The sequence below is a fragment of the Streptomyces sp. sk2.1 genome, from assembly GCF_008120935.1.
Taxonomy (GTDB): Bacteria; Actinomycetota; Actinomycetes; order Streptomycetales; family Streptomycetaceae; genus Streptomyces.
The window spans coordinates 82,239-93,972 of record NZ_RDBO01000065.1 but is presented as its reverse complement, the minus strand read 5'-3'; the positions used below and the strand labels follow the sequence as shown (position 1 = coordinate 93,972).

General features: G+C 73.3%; 8 protein-coding genes. 6 read left to right on the top strand and 2 right to left on the bottom strand.

What is annotated here, in order from left to right; genetic code table 11:
* Nucleotides 1-19 precede the first annotated feature (19 nt).
* The 4 genes from EAO76_RS22855 (at nt 20) to EAO76_RS22840 (ending at nt 7,446) form a co-directional block, all read left to right on the top strand.
* Nucleotides 20-1,600, top strand: coding sequence for an alkaline phosphatase (locus EAO76_RS22855; RefSeq protein WP_148837815.1), 1,581 nt, complete (start codon nt 20-22; stop codon nt 1,598-1,600).
* A 70-nt stretch (nt 1,601-1,670) separates the two neighbouring features.
* Nucleotides 1,671-3,044, top strand: coding sequence for an SWIM zinc finger family protein (locus EAO76_RS22850; RefSeq protein WP_148837814.1), 1,374 nt, complete (start codon nt 1,671-1,673; stop codon nt 3,042-3,044).
* Nucleotides 3,041-5,695: a DUF6493 family protein gene (locus EAO76_RS22845; RefSeq protein ID WP_148837813.1), complete on the top strand. Its 2,655-nt coding sequence runs from the start codon at nt 3,041-3,043 to the stop codon at nt 5,693-5,695. Before EAO76_RS22850 ends, EAO76_RS22845 begins: the two co-directional genes overlap by 4 nt.
* 248 nt (nt 5,696-5,943) lie before the next feature.
* Nucleotides 5,944-7,446 carry a GNAT family N-acetyltransferase gene (locus tag EAO76_RS22840; protein ID WP_148837812.1) on the top strand — a complete coding sequence of 501 codons (1,503 nt, stop codon included), beginning with the start codon at nt 5,944-5,946 and terminating at the stop codon, nt 7,444-7,446.
* A 128-nt stretch (nt 7,447-7,574) separates the two neighbouring features.
* Here EAO76_RS22840 and EAO76_RS22835 read toward each other — a convergent pair whose 3' ends face one another.
* Entirely contained in the window at nt 7,575-8,810 is a 1,236-nt protein-coding gene (locus tag EAO76_RS22835; RefSeq protein ID WP_148837811.1) for a PLP-dependent aspartate aminotransferase family protein, read from the bottom strand.
* Nucleotides 8,811-8,869: 59 nt separating this feature from the next.
* Between EAO76_RS22835 and EAO76_RS22830 the strand changes: the two genes are divergently transcribed.
* A complete protein-coding gene (locus tag EAO76_RS22830; protein WP_148837810.1) occupies nt 8,870-9,367 on the top strand; it encodes an Lrp/AsnC family transcriptional regulator in 498 nt (165 codons plus the stop codon).
* A 49-nt stretch (nt 9,368-9,416) separates the two neighbouring features.
* Nucleotides 9,417-11,102, top strand: a complete 1,686-nt coding sequence (locus EAO76_RS22825) for a DUF885 domain-containing protein (RefSeq protein WP_148837809.1) — start codon at nt 9,417-9,419, stop codon at nt 11,100-11,102.
* Between the two features lie 91 nt (nt 11,103-11,193).
* Here EAO76_RS22825 and EAO76_RS22820 read toward each other — a convergent pair whose 3' ends face one another.
* Nucleotides 11,194-11,682, bottom strand: coding sequence for a rhodanese-like domain-containing protein (locus EAO76_RS22820; protein WP_148837808.1), 489 nt, complete (start codon nt 11,680-11,682; stop codon nt 11,194-11,196).
* Between the last annotated feature and the right edge of the window lie 52 nt (nt 11,683-11,734).

Sequence of the window (11,734 nt, the reverse complement as noted above, 5' to 3'; positions counted from 1 at the left end):
GTGCCCCGGAGGCGCCTCGATGTCGTACCGTCCCCGTGTTCCGTCCCCCGACCGCCGCAGTGTGCTGCGCGGTTCGCTCGCCGCGTCCGCCGCGCTCACGCTCCCCGTGGTGGGCGCGTCGGCCCCCGCGTTCGCGCTCTCCGGCCGGCCGAGCGCGGCGTGGGGTGTGCAGGTGGGCGACGTCACCTCGTCCTCCGCGCTGGTCTGGGTCCGCTCGGACCGCCCGGCGCGGATGGTCGTGGAGACCTCCGCGACCGAGTCCTTCCGGCGGGCGCGCACCTGGCACGGGCCGCTTCTCGGCCCCGGCAGCGACTTCACGGGGACGACCCCGCTGTACGGGCTGCCGCCGGGCGAGCAGGTGCACTACCGGGTGACGCTCCTCGATCCCCAGGACCCCCGCCGGAGCGGGAAGCCGGTGCACGGGACCTTCCGGACGGCGCCCGCCCGGCGCCGGGACGGGGTGCGCTTCCTGTGGTCGGGGGACATCGCGGGACAGGGCTGGGGCATCAATCCGGACATCGGCGGCTACGTGGTGTACGACGAGATGCGCCGCCTGGACCCGGACTTCTTCCTCTGCAGCGGCGACAACATCTACGCGGACGGCGTCATCGAGCCGAGCGTGACGCTGCCCGACGGACGGGTCTGGCGCAATGTCACCACCGAGGAGAAGTCGAAGGTCGCCGAGACCCTCGCCGAGTACCGCGGGAACTTCCGCTACAACCTGCTCGACCGCAACCTCCGCGAGTTCAACGCGCAGGTGCCCTCCATCGTCCAGTGGGACGACCACGAGGTGCGCAACAACTGGTATCCCGGGCAGATCCTCGACGACGCCCGGTACGCCGAGAAGGACGTGGACGTGCTGGCGGCCCGTTCGGTGCGGGCGTTCCGCGAGTACTTCCCCGTGTCCACGCCGCACGGCCCGTCCGGGGACGGCCGGATGCACCGGGTGGTGCGGCACGGTCCGCTGCTCGACGTGTTCGTCCTCGACATGCGGTCCTTCCGCAACGCCAACTCGCCCGGCCGGCAGGCCGACGACACGACGGGCATCCTCGGTGCCGAGCAGCTGAGGTGGCTCAAGCACGAGCTCTCCCGGTCCCGCGCGGTGTGGAAGGTGATCGCGGCGGACATGCCGCTGGGGCTGGTGGTCACCGACGGCGCGACGGACTTCGAGGCGGTCGCCCAGGGCGATCCGGGGGCTCCGCTCGGGCGTGAGCTGCAGATCGCGGAGCTGCTGCGGTTCGTCAAGCACCGGCGGATCACCGGCACGGTCTGGCTGACCGCCGACGTGCACTACACCTCGGCGCAGCACTACGCGCCCGAGCGGGCGGCGTTCAAGGACTTCGCGCCGTTCTGGGAATTCGTGTCGGGGCCGCTGGCCGCCGGTCAGTTCCCGGCCAACGCCCTCGACGCGACGTTCGGCCCCGACCGGGTCTTCGTGCAGGCTCCCGACCGGGCGAACGTGTCGCCGATGGAGTCGCCGCAGTACTTCGGGCAGGTCGACATCGACGGCGACAGCGGCGAACTGACCGTGCGGCTGCGGGCGCAGGGCGGGGCGGTGCTGTTCAGCAAGGTGCTGAGCCCGGGGCGCGTCGGGCAGTGAACCCGTCGGCGATCGGCTCCCGGTGACGGCCGGGGGCCGATTGTCAGTGGTGGGTCCTACGGTTTTTTCCATGACCCGATCCGTTCAGGCATTGGCCTACGCACGCCCGTCCGCCCTGGAGTCCTCGCAGACGGGGCAGCTCCTCGGGCTGGAGACCTCCGGTGGTCTCACCCCGCGGGGTACCGAGCTCCATCCCCGGTTCTTCTCCGGTTTCCTCACCTCGCCGAGGATCGCGGCCCAGGGTCTGCTGGCCGTGGCGGACGTGGCGTCCACGCGCTACTACCAGCGCACGCTGGCCTCGTCGCTCGACCCGGTGGTGACGGGCAACGGCGACCGGTTGCGCTTCGAGTCGTTCTCCGGCTGCTGCGGCGTGTACGCGCGCCTCGACGTGCTGCAAGAGGGCCTGGACGGTCAGCGGACGGATCACGGCACCACGAATGTGGACGTCAACAACCCGCTGCGGGAGGCGCTTTCGCGGATGGCCGGGGACGATCCGCTGCATCTGCGGGTGGGTCCGGACGAGATGGCCGTCACCACGCTGGACGGCCCGGTCGTGGAGAAGAAGGTGCCGCTGCCCGACCGGTGGCTGCGCGGCTTCGCCGAGGCGCAGGTGCTGTCCGCCGGTTTCGATCTGCGGGCCGAGCTGCCGGCCGCCGAGGCCGTCCGGTTCCTGCGGTCGCTGCCGCGTTCGTCGGGCAGCGCCTCGCGGGGCGCCCGCTGGGTGATACCCGCCGGGAAGACGCTCCGGCCGACGACCCGGCCGGTGGCGGGGGCGGTGTGCCTGCCGGGCCCCGAGCGGCTCTCCGCGCTGCAGCGGGTGCTGCGTCATGCCACGTCGCTGCGGGTGTACGGGCCGGTCACCGACGGGGCGGCGACCGCGAGCGCCTGGGAGGTCGTGCTGCCGGGCATGCGTCTCACCCTGACGCTCTCGCCCGATGCCGCGCGCGGTTTCTCGGGCGAGGGCGGGGTGCTCGACGCGCTGGCCACCGACGACGCGGCGGCCGACGCCGAGCTGGTGTCGGTGCTGCTGGCCTGGGAGCCCCGGATCGACACCGCCGATCTGGCTGAGCAGTCCGGCCTCACGGTGGAACGGGTACGGGCCGCGCTCACCCGGCTGGGCACGGCGGGCCGGGTCGGCTACGACCTCGCCGACGCGGCCTACTTCCACCGCGAGCTGCCGTACGACGCCGACCGGGCCGAGCGCCACAATCCGCGTCTGGTGGCGGCGCGGGAACTGGCCGGTTCGGGCGCGGTGGTGCTCGACGGCGATGTGGCTGCCGTGACCTCGGGAGAACGCCGTTACCAAGTGAGGGAGAAGGACGGAATGCTGAGCTGTACCTGCCAGTGGTGGGCCGATTACCGCGGGCGGCGGGGACCGTGCAAGCACGCCCTGGCCGTCCGGATGGTCCGCCGCGGTGCGCCGGTCGCCGGGGGTGTGCGATGAAGGAGCTCCTCACCGCCGTACGGGAATCGCCCGCGCACCACGTGCCGTCCCTGCTGGCCGGGATGGACCGGGCGGAGCGCAGGGCGGCGCTGGCCGAGCTGAAGGCGCTCCGGAAGGAGGTCCGGGGCTGGTCCTGGGAGAAGCAGGGCAAGGTCCGCAGGGCCCTGCTGGTGGCCGGTGCGGGCTGCCACGCCGGCGCCGCCGGATGTGCCACTTGGCTCGGCGGCCGGGACCTGATCGGCTGGGACCGCCCGCCCGTCCCCCTGATCCTCGCGGTCCTGGCGGACCGTGATCCGGAGTGGCTCGGTGACGTCGCACACCGGTTGGCGGCCCGGACCGCGACGGCGGAGGTCTCGTACGAGCTGATCGCCGCCCTGGTGAAGAAGGCGCAGTGCCCCCTGCCCACGACGGAGGGTTTCGTGCGGGGCTGGGTCAGCACGGTGTCGAGGGCGCAATGGCAGCGGCGGCGGAGAACGCCTCTCATCGAGGTGCTCCGGGCCGATCCGTACACGGTCGATCTCCTGCCGCGGATCTTCGACATGACGGAGCTGCCCGCGGAGATGCCCTGGAGCGACGACCCGGAGAGCCCGTGCCGGTGGGGCGCCACGCTGGCCGCGCTCGCCGAGGAGGGCCTGCTGGAGCGGTCGGTGGTCGTCGACGGCTGTGTGGCCCGGCTGCTGCGCGGGGGCAACTCCAGCGAGATGCGCTTCTTCCTGACCGTTCTGCGCGAGCTCGGCCTGACCGAACAGGAGGAGGCGGAGCGGATCCCGGACTGGGCCGGGATGGCCGCGGACGGCATCTCCACCGTGGCCGGTCACGCCCAGGGGGTGCTCGCCCGGCTGGACGGTCGCGGTGAGCTCTCCGTGCGGGCCCTGGCGGAGGTCTCGGAGTCGGTGCTGTTCCGCACCGAGAAGAAACTGGTCCGGTCCCAGCTCGTGCTGCTCGGCAAGGTGCTGCGCCGCGATCCGTCGGCGGTCGACGAGCTGCTGCCCGCCGTCGGGGGTGCCTTCGAGCACGAGGACATCGACATCCAGGAGCGGGCGTTGAAGCTGCTGGCCCGGTACCTGCCCGCCGCCGGGGCCCCGGTGCGGGAGGGGCTCGCCGCGTCGGCCGCGTTGCTGGGGCCTGCGCACCGGACGATGGTGGCCGAGGTGTTCGGCGGTCCGGTGGCCGAGCAGGTCAGCACGGCGAAGTACGAGGAGCTGCTGCCTCCGGTGCCGTCCCCGCAGCCTCTCGGCCCGGCGCCCGCGACGCTGCCCGAGCTGGTCGAGGAGGTGGTGACCCTGGTCAGATCGACGACGCCGGACGTCACCGCCTTCGAGCGGGCGCTGGACGGGCTGGTGCGCCACGCCCACTCCGACCGGGCGGCGTTGACCGACGCGTTGCGTGACGCGCTGGCGGGCGAGTGGTGGCTCGGCGGCGGGCCGCAGGCGCAGACCGAGCGGCAGCTCCGCTCGGAGGTGAGCCTCAGGGCCGTCCTGGCCGCACTGTTCGGACAGGTGTCGGTACGGGCCGTGCAGGAGGAGCGTGCCTCCTGGACCGCCGCCGGGACCTGCCCCCACGCCGCGCTGAACGGGGTCATGAAGGCACGGCTGTGGGAAGCGGCCCACGCGATGCTGACCGGTGGTCTCCCGTTCCTGCTGGCCGTCCCCACCTGGCACACCGGTTCGCTCGAACCGGCCGTGCTGGTCGAGCGGCTGCGCGCGTATCAGCGACTCGGCGTCCGGCCCGGCGAGGCCGACTTCGCCCAGGCCCTGCTGCGGGTGCGACGCGGCGATCAGCACGAGGCCGCCGGGGCGGCCGCCCTGCTCGGCACCCCCGAGGGCGACCGGCTGGCGACATGGCTGCGGGCCGACGAGCCGTTCACCCAGGTGTACCGGTTCGATCTGGAGAGCAGGACCCGGGTGGGACAGTCGGTCGTCCGGTCGCACCGCGCCCTGATGGCCGGCCGGGAACGCCCGCTCGTCCTGGAGGAGTTCCCCCGTTCCTTCCACGGCCTGGGCCGGGAACGGACCCCGACGCATCAGCTCTGTTACCACTGGGGGGAGCACCCGGAGCACTGGGTCGCCACCCTGCCCGAGGACGCCGAGACGATGGCCGCCTGGCTGCTGCCGAACATCGTGTTGGGTGTGACCGACGAGATACGGGACACGATCCGGCCGCTCCTGCTGCTCGCCGAACTCGACTCGCCCGCGGGCGAGGCCGTTCATCTGACGGCGGCGTACGGGCTGGGTTCACGGTTCCCGGAGGACCGGCTGACGGCGGTGGACGCCCTGCTGATGCTCGCCGCCCGGCAGCAGCTCGACGCGGCGCTGCTCGGCGAACAGCTGGCGACGCTCCTCGGACACGGGCTGATCAAGCCCAACCGCCTCGCGGATTCCGCCCGTATCGCCGCCACCACCGGCGCGTACCGGACGGTGCTGTCCATTCTGACCGGTGTTCTGCCCGTGCTGCTGGCGCAGGAGAAGGCGTCTCGCGGACTGAGCGACCTGCTCTCCGTGGCCGCCGAGTGCGTCGAGCACTGCGGCGCGACGGGGGCCGAGCCGATACCCGGGCTCGCCGAGACGGCCGCGCGCGGCGGGACGTCGCAGCTGGTGCGCCAGGCGGCACGTCTGAAGGACGCCTGGGAACGGAGTGCGGAACGGGTGTGACGGTGCGGGGCGGGACACCGTGGCGGGCGGCGGTCCGGATCCGCCGGGCCCGCCGCGGTGGACGGTCCCGAGCGGGGCGGCGGGTCCGACGCGGTGGACGGCCGGGAGGCGCGACGGGGCCGACGCGGACGGGTTCCCCGCCAGGACAGCAGTGGCCGAAAACGACAGGAAAGGGATCAGATTCGCACTTAACCCATCGGTCACAGGCTGTTCGTGATCAGGCAACAACGCTCAGTCAGAGTGAATGCATGACTGATGCGACCTCCACGAAGACCGCCCGCCGCCCCCACCACTGGCGGCGGGACGTGACCGAGCTGGCCGCGCTGTTCACCGCGGTCGCGGTGGCCGACGCCCTCGCCAATCTGATCGGGCACCAACCGGACGGGCCGTTCCTGCTGGTCGCCTCGGCCGTGGTGCTGGCGGTGACGGCCGGCTTCCACACCTGGTGGGCACGGCGGCACAGCCACGCACCGCCTCCGGCCGATGCCGGTCGCCCCGACGGAGATGACGCGGAAGCCTCCCTCCACGCCGTCGGCGGCATCGGTACGGGCACGGGCACCGGCACCGGCACCGGCACCGGCACCGGCACCGAAGGGAGCGTGCCCGCGGGCACGTCCGTCGCCGAAGGGACCGCATCGGCTCCGGCCCCGTCCGCCGAGGACACGGTGCTGTGGCGGATGCGCACCACCGTGCGGGATGCCCCCGGCAGTCTGGCGGCACTGTGCGGCGCGCTCGCCCGGCACCGGGTCGACATCCTCACCCTGCAGACGCACCCGCTCTCGCGGGGCACGGTCGACGAGTTCCTGCTGCGCGCACCCGCGCGGCTCCCGGCCCGGCAGCTGAGCCGGGCGGTCTCCGCGGCCGGTGGCAGCTCGACCTGGATCGAGCGGGCCGACGCGCACGATCTGGTGGACGCCCCGACGCGCGTCCTGGGCCTCGCCACCCGCACGGCCCTGGACGCGGCCGAACTCCCCCTGGCCCTGCGCCAGTTGCTCGGCCGTTGCACCATCCACTCGCTGCCCGCCGTCTCGGTCACCGGTCGCGCGACCGGTGAGAGCGCACCGGTCGAGGGGGTGCTGGAGGAGACGGTGATGCGACTGCGCGACCCGTCCGGCGGCGTCCTCACCATCGAGCGCCCCCATCTCCCGTTCACCCCGACCGAGTTCGCCCGGGCCCGCGCCCTGGTCGAGCTCGATGCCCGGCTCGGCCCCCGCGTCCCGCGCGGCAAGGACGTCCTCACCCTCCCCGAGGGCAACGAGATCACCGTCCGCCGCGCGGACCGCGACGACCTGCCGGCGGCCCGCGCGATGCACGGCCGCTGCTCCGAGCAGACGCTGCGGCTGCGCTACCACGGCCCGGTACGCGACGCCGACCGGTACCTCGGCCACCTGCTGAGTCCACGGTTCGGCCGCACGCTGGCCGCGCAGACGGCGTCCGGCCGGCTGGTCGCCCTCGGCCACCTGCTCTGGGACGGCGACGAGACCGAGGTGGCACTCCTCGTCGAGGACGACTGGCAGCGCCGGGGCATCGGTTCCGAGCTGCTCGGCCGCCTGGTGGCGCTCGCCGCCGAGGCCGGATGCGAGAGCGTCTACGCCGTCACCCGGGCGTCCAACACCGGCATGGTCGCCGCGATGCGCGCGCTGTCCCTGCCGCTGGACTACCAGATCGAGGAGGGCACCCTGGTCGTCACCGCCCGGCTGGACGCCGCCGCGGTCCGCTCGCTGCCCCCGTACGAGCAGGCCGGGCGCTGACACCGCCCGGCCACGGGACGCCCTGCCCGGCGATCTGTGCGCGAGACGCCCCGCCCGCCGGTCCGCACGGGAGGCCCCGCCCGGTGGTCCGTGCGGGGCGTCCTTTCCCGCGGTCCGTGCGGGATGCCCTACCCGGCGACCGGTTCGGGCAGGGTGTCCGGGTGGACGTCCCCGCGGTCGTGGACCTCCTGCGGGACGCCGTCCGCCGATGAGTCCAGTGCCTGGCACAGGTCGGCCCACAGGTCCTCGACGTCCTCCAGCCCGACCGACATGCGCAGCAACCGGTTCCCGACGCCGGCCGCCCGCCGGTCCCCCTCGTCCACGATGCGGTGGCTGATGGAGGCCGGGTGCTGGATCAGGGTGTCCACGCTGCCGAGGCTGACCGCGGGCGTGATGAGCCGTACGGCCGAGATCACCCGGTGCGGGTCCCCGTGGACCTCGAACGAGACCATCGCGCCGCCCACCTTCGGGTAGTGGACCCTGGCGATGCGCGGATCGTCGGTCAGCCTGCGGGCCAGTTCGGCGGCGCTCGCGGAGGCCGCCCGCACCCGTACCGGAAGCGTGGCGAGGCCGCGCAGCAGCAGGTATCCGGCCATCGGGTGCAGCACCCCGCCGGTGGCGAAGCGGATCTGCCGCAGCCCGGCGGCGAACTCCTCGTCGCAGGCGACGACCCCGCCCATCACGTCGCCGTGTCCGCCCAGGTACTTGGTGGCGCTGTGCAGCACGATCCGCGCGCCGTCCTCGACGGGCCGCTGGAGCACGGGGGTGGCGAAGGTGTTGTCGACGAGCAGCGGCACGGAGCCGCAGGAGTGCGCGATCGCGCGGATGTCGACCTCGGCGAGCGTCGGGTTGGCGGGTGTCTCCACCATCACCAGGCCGGTGTCCGGGCGGATCGCGTCGGCGATTCCCGCCGGGTCGGTCCAGGTCACCTCCGTGCCCAGCAGACCGGCGCCGAGCAGGTGGTCGCTGCATCCGTAGAGCGGGCGGACTGCGACCACGTGGCGCAGTCCCGCGCTCGCCCGGACCAGTAGCACGGCGGTGAGCGCCGCCATTCCGCTGGCGAACGCCACGGCGCTCTCGGCCCCTTCGAGGCGGGCGAGGGCGGTCTCGAACCGGGCCGTCGTCGGGTTGTCCAGCCGTGCGTAGACCGGCGGCCCTTCGAGCTTGGCGCCGGTGGCGGCGAAGGTGTCGATCCGCTCGGCCTCGCCCCTGGCGTCGTACGAGGGGTAGGTGGTGGACAGGTCGATCGGCGGGGCGTGCAGTCCGAGGGCCGCGAGATCGTCGCGGCCGGCGTGCACGGCTTCGGTGGCCAGCGCCCTGGACCGGGTTGCCGTCGGGGGCGCCATCGAGGTTTCGGTGTCCATGCCATCACTCTGAACATTCGCCGGGTCCAGGTGGGAATGTCCCGTGCTACGTTCGGCCAATGGCTGATTCGGTCGTTCTCGATCCGGTGGATCTGCATATTCTGCGGCTGTTGCAGAACGATGCCCGGACCACTTACCGCGAGCTGGCCGCCGAGGTCGGCGTGGCGCCGTCGACCTGCCTGGACCGGGTGGCCAGGCTGCGGCGCACCGGCGTGATCCTCGGCCACCAGTTGCGCCTGGACCCCGCGCGGCTCGGCCGCGGTCTGGAGGCGCTGCTCTCCGTGCAGGTCCGCCCGCACCGCAGGGAGCTCATCGGCCCGTTCGTCGAACGCATCAGGACGCTGCCGGAGTCCCGTGCGCTCTTCCATCTGACCGGTCCGGACGACTATCTGGTCCATGTGGCGGTCACGGGCACGGCCGATCTGCAACGCCTCGTGCTCGACGAGTTCACCTCGCGCCGCGAAGTGGCCCGGGTCGAGACCCGGTTGATCTTCCAGCAGTGGGAATGCGGGCCGCTGCTGCCGCCGGCCGCGGAACCGGCGGAGTCCGGCCGCTGAAGCCGAATGGCGATGGCGCGAAAGCCCTCTGCCGTACGAGGATGTCCACATGCCAGACACTTCCAGCAGCGCGCTGCCCCGCCAGGTCGCCGACGCCTACGTCGACGCCTACGTCGCACTCGACCCGATCGCCGGTACGTACCTGGGTATCGCGGAGAGTTCGCGCCGCCTTCCCGACTTCTCCCCCGCAGGCCAGGAGGCTCTCGCCGAGCTGGCCCGCACCACCCTGGCGAAGCTCGACGCCGCGGAGCGGCTGCCCGGCGCGGACGACGACGCCGAGCGCCGCTGCGGCCGTCTGCTGCGCGAGCGCCTCATGGCGGAACTCGCCGTCCACGACGCCGAAGAGGGGCTGCGCACGGTCTCCAACCTGTCCTCCCCCGCGCACAGCCTCCGTGAGGTGTTCACGGTGACGCCGACCGGGACCGACGAGGAGTGGGCCGCGGTCGTGGACCGGCTGCGGGCGGTTCCCGCCGCGCTGGAGGGCTACCGCGAGTCGCTCGCGCTCGGCCTGGAGCGCAAGCTGTACGGCGGGCCGCGCGCCACCGCCACCTTCATCGGCCAGCTCGACGAGTGGGTCGGCGAGAACGGCACGGGCTTCTTCCAGGACTTCGTGGCCGCCGGTCCGGCGGGGCTCCGTACCGATCTGGACGACGGCGCCCGGCTGGCGGGCGAGTCGGTCGCCGCGCTCCGCGACTGGATGCGCGACGTGTACGCCCCCGCGGTGGAGGGCGCGCCGGACACGGTGGGCCGCGAGCGGTACGCCCGCTGGTCGCGCTACTACAACGGCACCGACCTGGATCTCGACGAGGCGTACGCGTACGGCTGGTCCGAGTACCACCGGCTGCTCGCCGAGATGCGGACCGAGGCCGAGAAGGTGCTGCCCGGCGCCGGTCCCTGGGAGGCGCTCGCCCACCTCGACGTGCACGGGACGCACATCGAGGGGGTCGAGGAGGTCCGGGAGTGGCTCCAGGGCCTGATGGACGAGGCGATCGAGGCGCTCGACGGCACGCACTTCGAACTCGCCGAGCGGGTGCGGAAGGTGGAGTCCCGCATCGCCCCGCCCGGCGGTGCCGCCGCGCCGTACTACACCGGCCCGTCCGAGGACTTCTCGCGCCCCGGCCGCACCTGGCTGCCCACGATGGGCGAGACCCGCTTCCCGGTGTACGACCTGGTGTCCACCTGGTACCACGAGGGCGTGCCCGGCCACCACCTGCAGATCGCCCAGTGGGTGCACGTGGCCGACAGCCTGTCCCGCTACCAGGCGTCGATCGGCGGGGTCAGCGCCAACTGCGAGGGCTGGGCGCTCTACGCGGAGCGGCTCATGGACGAGCTGGGCTTCCTGCCCGACCCGGAGCGCCGTCTCGGCTATCTGGACGCGCAGATGATGCGGGCCTGCCGGGTGATCGTGGACATCGGCATGCACGCGGAGATGGAGATCCCGGCGGACTCCCCGTTCCACCCGGGTGAGCGGTGGACCCCCGATCTGGCTCAGGAGTTCTTCGGCAACCACAGCGGCCGTCCCGCCGACTTCGTGGAGAGCGAGCTGACCCGCTATCTGTCGATGCCGGGGCAGGCCATCGGCTACAAGCTGGGCGAACGGGCCTGGCTGCTCGGCCGGGAGAACGCCCGCAAGGCGCACGGCGACGCATTCGACGCCAAGTCCTGGCACATGGCCGCCCTGTCCCAGGGGCCGCTGGGACTCGACGACCTCGTGGACGAGCTGTCCAGGCTCTGACCGGCCGTCCGGCGAGAGGGCCGGAGAGTGCCGGACCCGGCCGCCGCGGCGTTCCGCGCGGTGGCCGGACCCGGCGGTCGCGGAGATGGTGTCAGCAGCCGCAGGCCGCGGAGCCGACCGGCGCGGTGAGCGGGTCGGCCGCCCGCCGCTCGCGCCCCTGCCCGGTCTCGGACTCGAAGCCCTCGCGCACCCAGTACTCGAAGCCGCCGAGCATCTCCTTGACCCGGTAGCCGAGTCCGGCGAGGGCGAGCGCGGCCCGTGCCGCACCGTTGCAGCCGGGCCCCCAGCAGTACGTGACCACGGGGACGGCCGGGTCGAGAAGGGTCCGGGCCCGCTCGGGAACGAGGGCGGTCGGCAGGTGGACCGCGCCGGGCACGTGCCCCTGGTCCCAGGCTTCGGCGGAGCGCGAGTCCAGCAGCACGAAGCCCGGGTCCCCGTCCGCCGCGAGCGCCGCGGCCACGTCGGAGACGTCGGTGTGGAGGGCGAGCGAGGCGCCGAAGTGGGCGACGGCCGCCGCCGGGGAGGCCGGCGGGACACGGAGGACGGGGTTGGCCGCTGCTGCGGTGGGCTGCGATGTCATGACCGAAAACCTACGGTCGACACCCCACTCCCTGAAGAGGAGATCCCCGGCA

What these genes read in the sequence shown, in the direction of transcription:
- EAO76_RS22845 (WP_148837813.1), top strand. Translation starts at nt 3,041, where the DNA reads ATGAAGGAGCTCCTCACCGCCGTACGGGAATCGCCCGCGCACCACGTG.
- EAO76_RS22855 (WP_148837815.1), top strand. Translation starts at nt 20, where the DNA reads ATGTCGTACCGTCCCCGTGTTCCGTCCCCCGACCGCCGCAGTGTGCTG.
- EAO76_RS22830 (WP_148837810.1), top strand. Translation starts at nt 8,870, where the DNA reads ATGGCTGATTCGGTCGTTCTCGATCCGGTGGATCTGCATATTCTGCGG.
- EAO76_RS22825 (WP_148837809.1), top strand. Translation starts at nt 9,417, where the DNA reads ATGCCAGACACTTCCAGCAGCGCGCTGCCCCGCCAGGTCGCCGACGCC.
- EAO76_RS22835 (WP_148837811.1), bottom strand. Translation starts at nt 8,810, where the DNA reads ATGGACACCGAAACCTCGATGGCGCCCCCGACGGCAACCCGGTCCAGG.
- EAO76_RS22820 (WP_148837808.1), bottom strand. Translation starts at nt 11,682, where the DNA reads ATGACATCGCAGCCCACCGCAGCAGCGGCCAACCCCGTCCTCCGTGTC.
- EAO76_RS22840 (WP_148837812.1), top strand. Translation starts at nt 5,944, where the DNA reads ATGACTGATGCGACCTCCACGAAGACCGCCCGCCGCCCCCACCACTGG.
- EAO76_RS22850 (WP_148837814.1), top strand. Translation starts at nt 1,671, where the DNA reads ATGACCCGATCCGTTCAGGCATTGGCCTACGCACGCCCGTCCGCCCTG.